This is a genomic window from Nocardia sp. CA-107356 (assembly GCF_050946365.1).
In the GTDB taxonomy this organism is placed as follows: domain Bacteria; phylum Actinomycetota; class Actinomycetes; order Mycobacteriales; family Mycobacteriaceae; genus Nocardia.
The window spans coordinates 7,920,616-7,935,808 of record NZ_CP191992.1 but is presented as its reverse complement, the minus strand read 5'-3'; the positions used below and the strand labels follow the sequence as shown (position 1 = coordinate 7,935,808).

14 protein-coding genes are annotated in these 15,193 nt (G+C 65.4%); 10 read left to right on the top strand and 4 right to left on the bottom strand.

Annotation, left to right across the window (positions count from 1 at the left end):
* The first annotated feature begins 80 nt into the window (after positions 1-80).
* Complete coding sequence (locus tag ACQP1G_RS35805) at positions 81-1,880, top strand: dynamin family protein (protein WP_433194097.1); 1,800 nt, start codon at positions 81-83, stop codon at positions 1,878-1,880.
* A gap of 7 nt (positions 1,881-1,887) precedes the next feature.
* On the opposite strand, the gene ACQP1G_RS35800 is transcribed toward ACQP1G_RS35805, so the two are convergent.
* On the bottom strand, positions 1,888-3,879 hold the full coding sequence (locus ACQP1G_RS35800) for a glycoside hydrolase family 15 protein (RefSeq protein ID WP_433194096.1): 1,992 nt from the start codon (positions 3,877-3,879) through the stop codon (positions 1,888-1,890).
* Between the two features lie 99 nt (positions 3,880-3,978).
* Between ACQP1G_RS35800 and ACQP1G_RS35795 the strand changes: the two genes are divergently transcribed.
* Entirely contained in the window at positions 3,979-4,254 is a 276-nt protein-coding gene (locus tag ACQP1G_RS35795) for a hypothetical protein (protein ID WP_433194095.1), read from the top strand.
* Between the two features lie 650 nt (positions 4,255-4,904).
* On the opposite strand, the gene ACQP1G_RS35790 is transcribed toward ACQP1G_RS35795, so the two are convergent.
* A complete protein-coding gene (locus ACQP1G_RS35790) occupies positions 4,905-5,252 on the bottom strand; it encodes a transglycosylase family protein (protein WP_433194094.1) in 348 nt (115 codons plus the stop codon).
* 331 nt (positions 5,253-5,583) lie between these two features.
* Complete coding sequence (locus ACQP1G_RS35785; RefSeq protein ID WP_433194093.1) at positions 5,584-6,345, bottom strand: nuclear transport factor 2 family protein; 762 nt, start codon at positions 6,343-6,345, stop codon at positions 5,584-5,586.
* 61 nt (positions 6,346-6,406) lie between these two features.
* Between ACQP1G_RS35785 and ACQP1G_RS35780 the strand changes: the two genes are divergently transcribed.
* Positions 6,407-7,003, top strand: a complete 597-nt coding sequence (locus ACQP1G_RS35780) for a TetR/AcrR family transcriptional regulator (protein ID WP_433194092.1) — start codon at positions 6,407-6,409, stop codon at positions 7,001-7,003.
* A 234-nt stretch (positions 7,004-7,237) separates the two neighbouring features.
* Here ACQP1G_RS35780 and ACQP1G_RS35775 read toward each other — a convergent pair whose 3' ends face one another.
* Entirely contained in the window at positions 7,238-8,314 is a 1,077-nt protein-coding gene (locus ACQP1G_RS35775) for a M48 family metallopeptidase (protein ID WP_433194091.1), read from the bottom strand.
* Positions 8,315-8,420: 106 nt separating this feature from the next.
* Here ACQP1G_RS35775 and ACQP1G_RS35770 point away from each other — a divergent pair, with 106 nt between their 5' ends.
* The 7 genes from ACQP1G_RS35770 (at position 8,421) to ACQP1G_RS35740 (ending at position 14,971) form a co-directional block, all read left to right on the top strand.
* Positions 8,421-8,510, top strand: a complete 90-nt coding sequence (locus tag ACQP1G_RS35770; protein WP_309546086.1) for an Ms4533A family Cys-rich leader peptide — start codon at positions 8,421-8,423, stop codon at positions 8,508-8,510.
* Positions 8,511-8,677: 167 nt separating this feature from the next.
* Positions 8,678-9,736, top strand: a complete 1,059-nt coding sequence (locus tag ACQP1G_RS35765) for a sulfate ABC transporter substrate-binding protein (protein ID WP_433194090.1) — start codon at positions 8,678-8,680, stop codon at positions 9,734-9,736.
* A gap of 93 nt (positions 9,737-9,829) precedes the next feature.
* A complete protein-coding gene (cysT, locus tag ACQP1G_RS35760) occupies positions 9,830-10,681 on the top strand; it encodes a sulfate ABC transporter permease subunit CysT (protein ID WP_433209117.1) in 852 nt (283 codons plus the stop codon).
* Positions 10,678-11,484: a sulfate ABC transporter permease subunit CysW gene (gene cysW, locus ACQP1G_RS35755; protein ID WP_433194089.1), complete on the top strand. Its 807-nt coding sequence runs from the start codon at positions 10,678-10,680 to the stop codon at positions 11,482-11,484. Before cysT ends, cysW begins: the two co-directional genes overlap by 4 nt.
* Complete coding sequence (locus ACQP1G_RS35750) at positions 11,481-12,476, top strand: sulfate/molybdate ABC transporter ATP-binding protein (RefSeq protein ID WP_433194088.1); 996 nt, start codon at positions 11,481-11,483, stop codon at positions 12,474-12,476. Before cysW ends, ACQP1G_RS35750 begins: the two co-directional genes overlap by 4 nt.
* A gap of 338 nt (positions 12,477-12,814) precedes the next feature.
* A complete protein-coding gene (locus ACQP1G_RS35745; protein WP_433194087.1) occupies positions 12,815-13,534 on the top strand; it encodes a hypothetical protein in 720 nt (239 codons plus the stop codon).
* Between the two features lie 522 nt (positions 13,535-14,056).
* Positions 14,057-14,971 carry an Hsp70 family protein gene (locus ACQP1G_RS35740; protein ID WP_433194086.1) on the top strand — a complete coding sequence of 305 codons (915 nt, stop codon included), beginning with the start codon at positions 14,057-14,059 and terminating at the stop codon, positions 14,969-14,971.
* The last annotated feature ends 222 nt before the right edge of the window (positions 14,972-15,193 follow it).

Genomic DNA, 15,193 nt, shown 5'->3' with positions numbered 1-15,193 from the left:
ATATCGGGGGGTGCGCGCACACGTCGCGCTGGCGCATGTCATCGTCGAACGCGATATTCGTACGACAGTTAGGAGGAGGGTTGTCTGCCGCAGCCGGGCTGGAGGCCGCCACGGTGAAACATCCGGAGGTCATGGCGCCAGTTATCGGAATTCTCGATCAACTGCAGGAGATGACCCGCTCCGCGGGCCGCGACGACCTCGGCGGCCGACTGAATATGGTCCGGGCCAGGGTTGGTGACCCTCGGCTACGCGTTGTGGTCATCGGTGCGTCCAAGAACGGAATGAGCACCCTGGTCAACGGTTTGATCGGCGCCAGGGTCAGCGCCACCGAGAGCACGCTCAGCGTGCCGGTGATCGCGGAGTACGGACCGGAGCCGACCGCGGTGCTGGTGAAATCGCTCGGCGCGGGCCGCATCGAACGCCAGTCGGTCGATCCGCTCGATCCCGCTCCCGCGCTGGCCGCCGACGGGGTGATCCGCGCGGAATTCACCGAGCCGAGTCCGCTGCTGGCCGAGGGCGTCGTCCTGATGGACGCACCGGGCACCAATGGTGAGGACCACGCCACCTGGTCGATGATCGCCGCCGCGGATGCCGTGCTCTACGTCGGTGACGCCGGAACCGAGTTCACCGCGGAACAGATCGCCTACCTGGACCGCATCCAGCAGATCTGCCCCGCGGTGGTCTGCGTGCTGAACAAGATCGACCTGCACCCGCACTGGCAGCACACCCAGCAGCGCAATCGCGCGCTGCTGGACGCGGCCGGACTCGGCTTCGCGGTGGCTCCGGTTTCGGCGCTGCTGCACCTGCAGGCAGGCAACTATCAGCGCGATATCGAATCGGGCGTCCCTCAACTCGTCGACCATCTGCGCGATTATCTGGTGGCCAGGGCCGACACCGTCGTCCTCGAGGCCGCGGCCAATGACATCCGGCTGGTCGCCGACCATCTCGCCGTGACCCTGCGGACCGAGGCCGAGGCGCTGCGCGATCCGCGCCGCCGGGTGGAGATCACCGAACAACTGGTGGCCGCCCGCGACCAGGCCGATCAGTTACGGCAGCGCTCGGCCAACTGGCAGGTCACCCTCGGCGACGGCAGCACCGAGCTGATGGCCGATATCGAACACGATCTGCGGCACCGGTTGCGCAGTCTGGTCCGTGACGCCGAAGCCGAGATCGCTCAGACCGATCCGGCCCGGCGCTGGAACGACTTCGGCACCGATCTGGACGCGCGCATCTGCGAGGCCGTCGAAGAGAATTTCGTCATGGCGCACTACCGGGCAGTGGAACTGTCCGAGCAGGTCGCCGGCAAATTCCCCGCCGATCACCGCACCCCGCCACTGCCGGATCTACGCCTGGACAATCCCGGTGAAGTGCTCGGCCCCGTCGCACCGCTGGATCCCCTGGTCAGTGCGAAAGCCGGTGTGATGGCGCAATTCCTGACCGTCATGCGCGGCTCCTACGGTGGTCTGCTGATGGTGGGCGTGCTCACCAGCCTGCTGAAGATGCCGCTGGTGAACTGGTATTCGGCCGCTGCCGCGCTGCTGCTCGGCGCGAATGCGCTGTGGGACGATCGCAAGGCACGCAGGCAGCGCCGTCAGGCCGAGGCGAAGGTTTCGGTGGCCAGGCTGATGGACGATGTCGTATTCCAGGTCGGCAAGGAATCGCGAAATCGGTTGCGCGCCATGCAGCGCACGCTGCGCGACCACTTCACCGATATCGCCACCGATGTGCTGCGGGCTGTCGACGAGCGGCTGCGGGTGGCGGAGGTGGCCTATGGGAAGTACGGCGATCACCGCGAGGAGCGCATCGCCGACCTCGACGTCCAGCTCGGCAAGTTGCGCGGGCTGCGCGCCGATGCCGATAGCATCAGCGCGCCCGCGTAAATATTCGTCAGGCTGGGTGAATCGCCGGGGTGTGCGCCGGTTGGAACCCGCCGGAGTTGTGTGACTGCTCGGCCCTGATCACATGCGTCACCGCGTTGATGAGTGCCAGATGGGTGAAGGCCTGCGGGAAGTTGCCGAGGTGGCGTCCACTGCGCGAATCTATCTCCTCGGCATAGAGCCGCAGTGGGCTGGCATAGCCGAGCAGGCGCTCGCACAGATGCCGGGCCCGCTGCAATTCGCCGATCTCCACCAGCGCGGAGACCAGCCAGAACGAGCAGATGGTGAAGGTGCCCTCGGCGCCGGACAACCCGTCGTCGGTGGTCTCGGTCCGGTAGCGCAGTACCAGACCGTTCTCGGTGAGCCGGTCGGCGATCGAGAGCACGGTGGCGCGCACCCGGTGGTCGGTGGGCGGCAGGAAACGGTTCAGCACCACCAAAAGCAGTGAGGCGTCCAGGGTGTCGCCGTCGTAGGTCTGGGTGAAGACACCGTATTCGTTCACGCCGTGGGTGAGGATATCGGCCTTGATCTCGTCGGCAACGGTGTACCACTCGGTGGCGCGTTCGTATTCGCCGTGCAGTTCGGCCAGTTTCGCGCCCCGGTCCAGCGCCACCCAGCACATCACCTTCGAGGAGGTGAAATGCTGTGGTTCACCGCGGACTTCCCAGATGCCGCGGTCGGGCTCCCGCCAGCGCGCGATGGTCGCCTCGACCTGGCGCTCCAGCAGCGGCCACAGCGATTCCGGCACCTGTTGGCGGGATTTCACGTGCAGGTACACCGCGTCGAGCATGGTGCCCCAGATATCGTGTTGGTCCTGGTTGTACGCGCCGTTGCCGATGCGCACGGGTTTGGCGCCGTCGTAGCCGGTCAGGTTGTCGAGCGTGGTCTCGCTGAGCTCGCGTTCGCCACCGATACCGTAGAGCACCTGCAGCGGAACGGGTTCGCCGTCGTCGCCGGTGGTGGCGTCGTTCAGAAAGGCGAAGAAGTCGTTGGCCTCGCGGTCGAGGCCGAGGGTGTACAGGCCCCACAGTGCGAAGCTGGAATCGCGCACCCAGGTATAGCGGTAGTCCCAGTTGCGTTGGCCGCCGGGGGTTTCCGGCAGTGAAGTGGTGGCGGCGGCCATCAGCGCACCGGTCGGCGCGTAGGTGAGCCCCTTCAGCGTCAGCGCGCTGCGCTGTAAGTAGTTGCGCCACGGATGGTCCGGGAAATCGCCGAGGGTGATCCACTGCCGCCAGCATTCGGTGGTCTGCCACATCTTCTGGGCCGCGTCCTCGAAGGTGCGCGGTGCGGGCAGCTCCGACCAGGTCAGTGCGACGAACACCTCGTCGCCCTCCTTCATCCTGGTCCTGGCGCGCGCCTCGCGGCCCTCGAGTCCCAGCCGCAGATCGGTGGTCAGCACCAGGGTCGGACCCGCGCTCGGGTCGAGGGAGCGCACCGCCGTCGCCTCCTCGTAGACCTTGCCGGTGTACTCCCAGTGGGCCGGGGCGCGGTGGTAGTCGAAGGCGGGTTCGCAGCTCATCTCCAGCTCGACCGTGCCGTTCACACATTTCACCGTGCGCAGCAGGACGTGCTCGGCATCCCAGTCCATCGGCGTGCGGCGATGGGTCTTGCTGCGCTGATCGTTGTTGTGCCATGGACCGAGCACCAGGGCGTCGCGCACGATCAGCCAGCCCGTCTCGGACTGCCAGGTGGTTTCCAGGATCATGCCGCCCGGGAGATACCTGCGCGCAGCGGGCACATTGACCCCGTACGGGCCGATTCGGAAGTGCCCGGCGCTGCGGTCGAGCATCGCGCCGAAGATGCTCGGCGAATCGGGCCGTGGCACACACATCCACTCGACGGCGCCGTTGCTGGCGATCAGACAGCTCGTCTCACAGTCGGAGAGAAATGCGTAATCGTCGATCGGCGGATAGGTGGCGTGCTGGTGTGCCCCCCCGCTCAGCGGACTGAGCGTGGGCAGGTCGTCGGGTTCGTCGACGGTCTGATCATCGGAAGACGCCATACCTCATCTTCGGTCCGTCGAAGCATCTCGTCCACCGCCGCGCCGAATCCCGCCCGCAGCGCCGGAGGCGCGGCCATCGAACACAGCTAGGCTGGGGGCGTGCACAGGATCGCAGGATTGTGGGACGGATTCGAGCTGTGGGTTGCGGGTTTGCCGTTCATCCCGCAGTTCGTCGTGGTGCTGGTGGGTATGGTCCCGGTCAGCTTCGCGATCGCCTACGTGCTCGACCGCGTGCTGCGGGTCTCCCTGCAGCTGCTCGGCCGCAACCGTGCCCTGACTGCCGAGGAAGTTGTGCCCGAGGAACCCGCCCTGATCCCTGAGTCGATCGCACCGTCCGTCCCGGTGCGTGAGATCGCGCAGAGCGGGGCGCGTTGATGCCGCGTTCCCGCGTCCAGCTCGCCCTCGTCGCCCTGCTCGTGCTGGTTATCATCGCCTGGCTCTTCACCCGCTGACGCCGTGCAGGGGGCCGCAGTGTTGGCATTTGTGATCGGCCGCACGTCGGCTTCATCGAGTCATCCAATGCGTCGGCCAACGGTTCTCGTCGACCTCGCACAATGCCCCGTCAGCCAGAGATCAACCCGATCGTCATCGCAGCGCTGGACGAGGTCCCGCACAGCCAGGAGGAATATCTCGAATTCGGCTGGCTACCAATGGATCAGCTCGGCGCGACCGACCTCCGACCGTACGCCGTGAAGGGCGTGATAGTCGGTGACGCGCGGTCTGTCCGGCACCCTTGGACCGGCCGACGGGTGAACCCGTTCGACGTCGATCCCGGATGCGGGCCGACCCTCGCGTTCCGCTTGAACCATGACCCACCCGGACACAGAACATCCTGTGTCATGCTGCCGATGGCGCGGTCACTCGAATGCACGCTCATGCCGACTATCACTCGCAAGGGTGGCCGCTGTTCCCCGTGACCGGCGTGGCGGCGGTGAGGTGTTCACCGCGGCGGGTGGCGTTCATGAGGACCGGGACGATACGACAGTGTCATGGCTCGGTCGTCCCCGCTGGACAGCTCTACCGTCTCACCGGAAAAGGCCGAGCGCTGCCGAACAACCTGCCCAAGGGCCCCAGCCCTGAGCGGAGAGTACCCGCTCGGCGATGGCGATCTGCTGTTCACGGGTGGCTTTGTCGGCAGTCGGCCCATATGCGGCACCGCCGTATGCGGCCCATGTGCCCGGCGTGAACTGCAGGCCTCCCTGAAACCCGTTGCCGGTGTTGATACTCCAATTACCACCCGACTCGCAGGCGGCGAGACTGTCCCATTCCTGATCGGTGGCGGCGGAAGCTTGGCCAATGTATGCCATGCTGGCCCCGCCAATGATCGCGCTGGTGGCGACGATCTTTTTGAGTGGGGTGCCCAGAGCGCTCATGTCGCAATTCCTTTCGAGTCAGCAAACCTATTACAGGTGTCCAAGCATGAAAGGTGATCACTGGATCTTTTGGGCCCGTTCGAGTGTGTGCTGGGCGCGGTGAGCCGAAGTGACAGTCCTGGATATCGTGTCCACATCGAAATACAGACCCATGTCGTGCGTGAACCTGTTGACAGTCGCCGGGTCGGTCGAAAAAGCTGCGGCGACGTCTGGATGAATGGCGGTGTGCACGCGCGGTAATGTCGATTACCAGATGTTCGCCAAGCTTCACAGATATGGCTATTCGAGCGAGTCCGCGCCGCCGGTAATGAATCTTCTCGGTGATCGACGCTCAGCGCGGCAGTATTGCGCGTCCACGGACAGCGGAGCGGTTGAGCCGCGTGACGGCGCGGGTTGCGAGGCCCGCACCGCGCATCAGCCACTTGAAGGCGGTGGTCGACGGGCCCGGCACGATTCCAGCCAGTTGTACGCCGTCGAGCAGGTCGTAGAGGGTTTCGCCTTCGTACATCAGGTGTTCGGCGTTGAAGTGATATCGGTCGACAGCGGCACACTGGATGAAGGCGCCGTTGCCCGGGATCGCGACCGCGTCCTTTCCATAGGGATGAAGCTTCAGCGGCCCGACCAGGTGACCACTGCCGTAGTAGCGGACGACTATGCGGACCTCACCGTCCGCTGTCAGATCGATATAGCACTGCCCGGGTATCGGGTCGTAACGCCAATCGGGGATGGCATCGAAGAACGCGAAGTTGTACGCCACGAATTCATCGAGCCCGACCATTGTTGCGCCCAGCGTCGTAACGTCCTTGTAGCGCAGATCGTCGGTGTAGAGCTCGTGGTTGTAGCTCATGTCCCGTGTCTGCCAGCTCCACCAGTACTTCTTTGCCCATTCGAGAGTCCAAGCGATATCCAGGCCGTGCCCCGCATAGAAGTCGATCTTCTGCTCGTACTCGTCGAACCACGCCTGGGTCATCGCAGTCAGCGCGTCCTCGTCGAGGACCTCCACCGGCTCGGCGCGGTTCGTCATCACTGTCGGGATCGGCTGCGCAAGGCGTGGCAGCCGTAGTGACTGTTGGAACTTCTCGTTGGTGAACATGGACGTCTCCCATCTGGAAGCGCATGCTTCCCAAATGAGATGGTTCTTGTAAAGTGATTCTGTGTCAAGGAGCTACGGTGGGCAGACAGCCGAGGATCGCGCCGCCGACCGGCGGGCCCGCCTCATCGATGTCGGTGTCGAAGTGGTTGGCACACAAGGAGTTTCTGCTCTGGGAATGCGAGCGGTCTGCCGTGCAGCGGGGTTGAGCCAGAAGTTCTTCTACGAGAGCTTTCCCGATACAGACGTGCTGCTGCATTCGGTGTATCGGGCGGCGCTGTCCCGCCTGGAAGACGCAGTCGCGCCCGCGGTAGCGTCCGGCGATCTACACGCGGTGTTCGACGCCGCCGCCCAGCTCATGGAGGCCGATCCCCGTCTGTGCCGCATCCTGTTGGTCGAGCCGGTGGCGGACGCGCGACTACGGCGCCACGTGCGAGAAACGATTCCGGCGATTGCCATCGCCGCACTGGGGGACTGCATCGGTGGCTCGCCCGACGATCCCCGTATCCGAATGCGCTTTTCCGCGCTCTTCGGCGCCCTGATCTCGCTCTTCATCGAGTGGACCGAAGGAAACCTCGGCACCGACCGCGCCGCCTTTGCCAGCCACGTGACCGCAGTCGCAACACAACTCATGGAAGGCGCAGGCCACGCCGACGCTTGACCCTCCAACCACCAGCCCATCCGAATGAAGCACACGCTTTCGCGGCCCTGTCGAGAATCACCGGGCGAACGGAGCGGAATTCCGCTGATCGTGGGGTGCTGATGCCTCGCCGATCGGCCACGTCGGTCTGCCCGGCCGCAGAGCGTCCGGAGTCCAGCCGCTCACGAAATAGGTGCCTGAACCCGGATCTCGGCGGAATCGACGCCCTCATCCCTGCTCGTCATCGCTCGCTCTTCACTCGTCGGCCGAGTCGTCTCGATCGGCGCCGGTGCGCCAGTCGTTGAAGCGTTTGCCGATCTTGGAGACGGTCTCGCCGACCTCGTGACCCACCGTGCTCACCGCGGATCCGACATCGCGGCCGAGGCCGCGCACCGTGCGGATCAGTGGGTCCTCGGACTGGTCGAAGTTCTGCCGGTAGGTGCGCGCGGCTTCCTTGATTTCGTCGCTGATCTTGGTGTTCTTATCGTGTTCGCGGCGCGGGTAGTCACCGCCGAGCATGCGGTTGTAGTCGCCGGATTGGATCCAGCGGCGCAGTTCCGCGGCCCGCAGCACCGAGAAGGGATGGCTCTGCAACTCCAGATTGAGCAGTTTCAGCACGCCGTCGCGCAGATCGCCGGAGCGCTCGTAGTCATCGGCCTGCTGCAGGAACGCGCCGTGGTTCATCTCCTTGATCCAGGTGCCGCCCGCGGTCTTCATATGCACCCGCACCGACGCCTCCACATCCTGGCCGCACAGCAGCCCGGCGCGGTCGCCGGAGAGTTCGGACTTGCGGCTCCACTCCATCAGCGCGGCCACGATCGCGCGTAAGGCCCAGCCGCCCACCGGCATCCAACCCAGGTTGGCCGAGATGCGCAGCAGATGCATGAGCATGGTGCGATAAACCGCATGCCCGGACAGCGCGTGCCCGAGTTCGTGGCCGACGATGAAGCGCAACTCTTCGGTGTCCATCAGATCGATCAGCCCGGTGGTCAGCACGATGAACGGCTGGTCCATGCCGATGGTGAAGGCGTTCACGTGCGGACTCTGCAGCACGAACATCTCGGGTGTGGTGCGCGCGTCGAGGATCTCCACACAGTCCTGACGCAACTGGTGCAGCGAACGGAACTGGCGTTCGTCCACGCGAACCGCGGTCGCCAGATAGAGCAGCCGGTGCTGGCGTTCCTGCAGTAGTCCCGACAGGGTGCGCAGGATGACATCGAAACCGGCGAGCGAGCGCAGTGTCACCAGCGCGGTGCGATCGGCGGGATGTTCCCACGCGCGGGTGCTGATATCGGGAAACCGGGTGCGAACGCGATCCGGGCTGGTAGTCATGGGATGAAACCCCCCTCTTACTGGAACTTTGTCGGTTTTTGCCGCCGGAAAGCGGATAGCTGGCGTTGATTCGAAGTGGTGACGTTTCCTCTGCTACAGTCTGCCCGTGTCTTCGAGTGCCGTCCCGCAGGTCCGCCATGAATTGGCGTTGATCGCTGTCGGCAATCTCGCGGTCGCGGACATTCTCTGTCGCTGATCTGCGCCGGGCGCTGCTGCGCACTCTCTTTCTCTAGACTGGCGCGCAACTTTTCGCAGCAGTGTCCGTAGCCGAACGACCCGTCGGTCGGTAGTCGCGCCGTGTCAGTTCTATCGTCGCGACCCCTAGTCCACGTCGCGGCGGAGCGCATAGGAAAGGTTCCATCCATGTCACCCAGATCCTTGCTCCTCGGATCGTCCCGATCGCACCGTCGCCCGGTCATCGCAGCGCTAACGGCAGTCGCTGCCGTCGTGCTCACCGCGTGCGGTGGTGGAGCCAGTGACACCGTGGGTGGTGCTGGAGCCGACGGCAGCGGCGGCACCCTCAACCTCTATGCCTATGCCGTCCCCAAGCCGGGCTTCGACAAGGTCGTCCCCGAATTCAATAAGACCGATAAGGGCAAGGGCGTCCAGATCAATGGCGCCTACGGCGCATCGGGCGATCAGTCCCGCAAGGTCAAGGACGGCGCCGAGGCCGATATCGTCAACTTCTCGGTCGAGCCCGATATCACCCGCCTCGTCGACGCCGGTCTGGTCGACCCGAGCTGGAATGCCGACGCCACCAAGGGAATTCCGTTCGGTTCGGTCGTCGCGATCGTCGTCCGCAAGGGCAACCCGAAGGGCATCAAAGACTGGGACGACCTGCTCAAACCGGGCGTCCAGGTGGTCACCCCGAACCCGTTCAGCTCGGGCTCGGCCAAGTGGAACCTGCTCGCCCCGTACGCGGCCAAGAGCGACGGCGGCAAGAACCCGCAGGCGGGTCTGGACTACCTGAGCCAGCTCATCTCCAAAGAGCATGTGCAGGTGCAGCCGAAGTCGGGCCGCGAAGCGACCGAGACCTTCCTGCAGGGCACCGGTGACGTGCTGCTGAGCTATGAGAACGAGGCGATCTTCTCCGAGCGCAACGGTGATCCGATCGAGCACATCGTGCCGCCGACCACCTTCAAGATCGAGAACCCGGTCGCGGTACTGAAGAGCAGCAAGCATCTGGAACTGGCGAGCGCCTTCCGCGACTTCCTGTTCACCACGGCGGGGCAGAAGGCCTGGGCCTCGGCCGGATTCCGCCCGGTCGACCCGCAGGTGGCCGCCGACTACGCCAAGGACTTCCCGACTCCGCAGAAGTTGTGGACGATCGCCGACCTCGGTGGCTGGAAGAGCGTGGACAAGGAGTTGTTCACCGCGAACACCGGCTCCGTCGCGGTCATCTATGACAAGGCCACCAAGTAGTTCGGTGATCTGAAACACACGGGATACTGGACGACTGTGACAGACAGCAGCACCGCCGGGATCGGGCACGTCCCCGATCCCGGCGGCTCCGAAATCGCGGATGAACCCGCGTCCCCTGTAGCCGCTGGCCGAACCTGGTCGTGGCTACGGGTGACCGGTTCGGTGGGTCCGCTCGGCATCGCCACCGCGGTGCTCTGGCTCAGCATCATCGTGCTGCTACCGCTGGCCGCGCTCACCGTCACCTCATTCGACGACGGCTGGTCCGGATTCTGGGATGCCATCACCGCGCCCGCCGCCGTCGACTCGCTGCGCATCACGGTGGTCGTCTCCGTGGTGGTGGCGGTCATCAATGTGGTGATGGGCACGCTGATCGCCTGGGTCCTGGTGCGTGACGACTTCCCGGGTAAGAGCATTGTCAACGCGCTCATCGACCTACCGTTCGCGCTACCGACCATCGTCGCCAGCATCGTGCTGCTGTCGCTGTACGGCCCGCAGAGCCCGATCGATATCCACCTCAACGCCACCCAGCCCGGCCTCGTCGTGGCGTTGGCGTTCGTCACGTTGCCGTTCGTGGTCCGATCGGTGCAGCCGGTGCTCATCGAGGCCGACCGCGAGGTCGAGCAGGCCGCGCTCTCGCTCGGTGCGGATAACTGGACCACGTTCCGCCGTATCGTCCTACCGACCCTCGCACCCGCCATCATCAGCGGCGGCGGTCTGGCCTTCGCCCGCGCCATCGGCGAATACGGTTCGGTGGTGCTGATCGGCGGCGCCATCCCGCGCAAGACCGAGATGGCCTCGCAGTACATCCAGAAGCAGATCGAGATCGACCGGCCGGTGAACGCGGCCGCGGTCTCGGTCGCGCTGCTGGTCATCTCGTTCGCGACCCTGCTGGTGCTGCGGCTGTGGGCCGAGCGGACGGCGCGCAAAGAGCAGGAGGCACAGTGAATCTGTCCTGGCCGACCCGTATTTCGCTGCGCACCGTCGCATTGGGTTACCTTTTCGTGCTGCTGGTGCTGCCGCTGATCATCATTCTGTGGCGCACCTTCGAAAAGGGGATCGGCGCGTTCATCGACTCGATCTCCACACCGGCGGCGATCTCGGCATTCCAACTCTCGATCCTCATCGTGGCGATCGTGGTCCCGGTGAACGTGATTTTCGGCATCGTCACCGCGATCGCCCTGGTGCGCGGGAAGTTCCCGGGCCGCACCCTGGTGCAGGGCATCGTGGATCTGCCCTTCGCCGTTTCGCCGGTCGTGGTCGGCGTCGCGCTGATCCTGCTGTGGGGTGCGGACGGCTGGTTCGGCGGACTGGAAGATCTCGGCTTCAAGGTCATCTTCAATCTGCCCGGCATGGTGATCGCCACCATCTTCGTCACGCTGCCGTTCGTGGTGCGCGAGGTCGAGCCGGTGCTGCACGAGATCGGCGACGATCAGGAGCAGGCCGCGGCCACCCTCGGCGCCTCCCGCTGGCAGACGTTCTGGCGGATCACGCTGCCCGCCATCCGCTGGGGCCTGACCTACGGCATCGTGCTGACCGTCGCGCGTGCGCTCGGTGAATTCGGCGCGGTGATCATGGTGTCCTCGGCGCTGCCGGGTAAATCGCAGACGCTGACACTGCTCGTGCACGGTCGATACATCAACGACCACAACACCTTCGGCGCCTACGCCGCCGCCACCCTGCTGATGGGCCTCGCCCTCATAGTCCTTCTGTTGATGACCCTCCTCGAACGTAAGCGGGGCACCAAGTGATCACCGTGACCAATGCGAAGAAGAACTACGGTTCCTTCGCCGCCCTGAACGATGTCAGCATCGATATCCCGTCGGGGGAGCTGACCGCACTGCTCGGGCCGTCGGGTTCGGGCAAGTCGACCCTGCTGCGCTCGATCGCGGGTCTGGAGTCGCTCGACTCCGGCATCGTCACCATTGCGGGCAATGACGTCACCCACGTGCCGCCGCAGAAGCGCGATATCGGCTTCGTATTCCAGCACTACGCCGCGTTCAAGCACATGACCGTGCGGGACAACGTGGCCTTCGGACTCAAGATCCGCAAGCGCCCCAAGGGCGAGATCGCCAAGCGTGTCGACGAATTGCTCGGCATCGTCGGCCTCGACGGCTTCCAGCATCGCTACCCGGCCCAGCTCTCCGGCGGTCAGCGCCAGCGCATGGCACTGGCCCGCGCGCTCGCCGTCGACCCACAGGTGCTGCTGCTCGACGAACCCTTCGGCGCCCTCGACGCCAAGGTGCGCGCCGATCTGCGCACCTGGCTGCGCCGCCTGCACGAGGAGGTCCACGTGACCACCGTGTTGGTCACCCATGATCAGGAAGAAGCGCTCGACGTCGCCGACCGGATCGCGGTGATGAACAAGGGCCGCATCGAACAGGTCGGCAGCCCGGAGGATGTCTACGACCGTCCCGCCAACGAGTTCGTCATGTCCTTCCTCGGCGCGGTGGCCAGGCTCAATGGGCACCTGGTGCGCCCGCACGATATTCGCGTCGGCCGCGACGCCAGCATGGCGTTGGCCAAGGACGAGGGCACCGCGGAATCGGCGGGCGTCACCCGCGCCACCGTGGAGCGCGTTGTGCACCTGGGTTTCGAGGTGCGCGTCGAACTGCGCAATGCTGCCACCGGCGATCTGTTCGCCGCCCAGGTGACCCGGGGCGACGCCGAGGCGTTGCAGCTCAGCGACGGGGAGACCGTCTACGCGCGGGCCACCCGCATTCCGGAACTGCCTGCGGGATAAGGGTGAATTAAGCTCCGCTGTATTGGCCGGATTCTGACCATTTCGAGTGACCTGCAAGCCATCGCCAGCGTGCGTGGGCGAAATCCGCACCCTTTCATGGCGTGTCGAAACCGAACTCTGTTTCAACTTCTCATATTGTGCTGAATGCGAAACATGTGCTAGTGGGTTCCGGTGAGTTATCGGAACGTAATCCGAAGTGAGCCATTCGCAATGGTCGTCGAACGCGGCCCGGATGAGCGATATCCGGCCGCCCGATCGCAGCCTGCTCGACCTGCCGTCCGTGGGTCAAGGCCCGCGACGTAGGTCGTGTGCAGGCGGCGGGGAGTTGATCGATCGCCATGTCAATTCGAAGACAGGTATTTCTGGCGCTGGCCGTTGTCAGTGCCGCGGTGATAATCCAATCCGGTCCGGCCACGGCCGCACCACCACCCGGAACGCCCGCACTGCGGGCACCGGATGGGCCGGCAATCACCGAGATCCCCTTGGACTCGCCCGAAGTGGCCGCCGTGAGCCCGGAATCGGTGGGGAAGCCGATCCCGAACTCTGCTGCCGGCCGCATCCCGGCGCAGTCGCTGCCACACGGAATCGAGGGCGATCAACTGCATTTCACGCCGAATCCGGAGCAGTGGGATAACGCGCGAACGATTGTCGAGGTGGTCCGCCACCGCGGCATGCCCGATTATGCGGCGGTGGTCGCACTGGCCACCGCACTACAGGAATCAATGCTGCGCAACCTGACCGAGGCGGTCGACTACGACTCGCTCGGGGTGTTCCAGCAGCGTCCCTCCGCGGGCTGGGGTACGCCGGAACAGATCACCGATCTGCGCTACGCGACCGAGCGATTCCTGGACGCATTGCTGGTCCACGCGCCGAATTACCAGGCGATGCCGCTGTGGCAGGCGGCGCAGGCCGCGCAGCGTTCGGGCTTCCCGAGGGCGTACGCGCGGTGGCAGGACCAGGCCGCGCAGATGGTGCTGCAGTTGCTCGGGCAAGCGCAGGGTCCGGCGCAGCGTACAGCGTACGCAGCGAGTGCTCAGGCTGTGCTGGAATGTTGCTAAGTGATTGCCAACGGCCGCACAGGCTTTGATTTCCCGCACCGGAACGGTTCGCGAATTCCGGTGCGGGAAGTCGGAACTCGGGTGACCGCGATAGCGGATCCGCGCGCCGTGGTGTGCACGAACTGGTCGGTATCGGCACAGCCGTCCGTTCGGCCTCCCACGGCTGCACGGCTATCGTGACGAGGGGTGCGTTGAGGTGATGTTTGCGCATGTAGGAACATGTAGCCGTAGCCGAGATGGCGGAGTTGGCGTCGATCGGCGAACCGTGACAGGGCATCGTCGAATTCCGGCGCGCCGGAAGGGATCCGACCATGATCGGGTCGCGCGGAGTCGCGTGGCGGGTGAGCCGGGTTCGGTGCGCTCGCTATGCAACGTGTGTCAGTACCGGCGGTGTGCGGACAACCGTATGTCCGGTGGTTGGCAGGCGGGTCGCGGAGTGGTTGCGTGAATAGGTTCGAAGCAAATCGGCTCGGCGATCAAAGGATTGCGATGGCGGTTGGTCTTGGTTTGAGCATAGGCACTGTGAACACGGTTTCCGCTCTGGCGGAGGAGAGTTCGGCCAAGGCTCCGCCGGGGCGCCGCTCGGCCGCCGAACGCTCGCCCGCTGTCACCCGTCGCACCACCCTCACCTTCGACAGCACCGGCATGGCCAGGGTCGGCATGATTCCGCGGCACGGGCGCGCGATCACCGAATTCGCCGACCTCGGCCAGCGCAAGACCACGCGGGCCAGAGTCGGGCACCGGGCGCTGACCGCCGCCGATCTGATCGCGGTCGTCGCGGAGTGCCTGATCACCGAGGCGCGCCGCGATCACCGGGCGGTCGATGCCGGAGTCACGCTGACCCATCCAGCGGGCTACTCCGAGGGACAGGTAGGGGAGTTGCGCGCGGCGTTGGACGCGATCGGCCTGCCGCAGGTCGCGCTGGTTGCCGAACCCGTTGCGGCGGCGACCTGGCTCGAGGTCGAACGCGGGCCGCTGATGCCGGGCCTAGCCCTGGTCTATGACCTAGGTGGCGCCAACCTCGACATCACCCTGGTGCGAGTCGGCGCGGGATGTCCGAATAATCCGATCGTCGGCGTGCCGGTTCGATCCTCGGAATTCGGCGGCCGTGCCTTCGGCGCACTGGTTTCCGCGCGGGCCGGGAACGGCACCGCTGCGGCCTCCATTTCCGGTGCGGTCACCGGTGTTACCGCCGATGAGTTGCGCACCATCCATATCCGATCCTCGCTGAAATTGGTGTACCGCTGTCTGCGGATGGCCGATGTGACGATGGCCGATGTGGACTGCGTCCTGGTGGTCGGCGGCGCGGCCCGCCCGGTCGAGGTATCCCAGGTGCTCGCCAACGAACTGGCGCGCCCGGTGATCACGGCCCCGGATCCCGAGCGCACCATCGCCGACGGCGCCGCCATCATGGCGCCGTGCCGCCGCCGTGGATGAGGAGGCGGCCGGACACCACCACCGGCACAGGCGTCAAGGCGCGCACCGCCTAGCGGCGGCGCGCGCCCTTTTACTTTCGCGACGCACAAGGCGCCGCTTGTCCCGGGTTGCGATCGCGGCGGGGATGTCGGCATGTGGGGTCGTGATCGCGCTGGCGCTCCCCGCCGATTCCGTAGTCGCGGGGTTGTCGCAGGTCGGGCTGCGGTAGCGGCGGACCCGGCG

What these genes read in the sequence shown, in the direction of transcription:
- ACQP1G_RS35800 (WP_433194096.1), bottom strand. Translation starts at nt 3,879, where the DNA reads ATGGCGTCTTCCGATGATCAGACCGTCGACGAACCCGACGACCTGCCC.
- ACQP1G_RS35790 (WP_433194094.1), bottom strand. Translation starts at nt 5,252, where the DNA reads ATGAGCGCTCTGGGCACCCCACTCAAAAAGATCGTCGCCACCAGCGCG.
- ACQP1G_RS35785 (WP_433194093.1), bottom strand. Translation starts at nt 6,345, where the DNA reads ATGTTCACCAACGAGAAGTTCCAACAGTCACTACGGCTGCCACGCCTT.
- ACQP1G_RS35775 (WP_433194091.1), bottom strand. Translation starts at nt 8,314, where the DNA reads ATGACTACCAGCCCGGATCGCGTTCGCACCCGGTTTCCCGATATCAGC.
- ACQP1G_RS35765 (WP_433194090.1), top strand. Translation starts at nt 8,678, where the DNA reads ATGTCACCCAGATCCTTGCTCCTCGGATCGTCCCGATCGCACCGTCGC.
- ACQP1G_RS35745 (WP_433194087.1), top strand. Translation starts at nt 12,815, where the DNA reads ATGTCAATTCGAAGACAGGTATTTCTGGCGCTGGCCGTTGTCAGTGCC.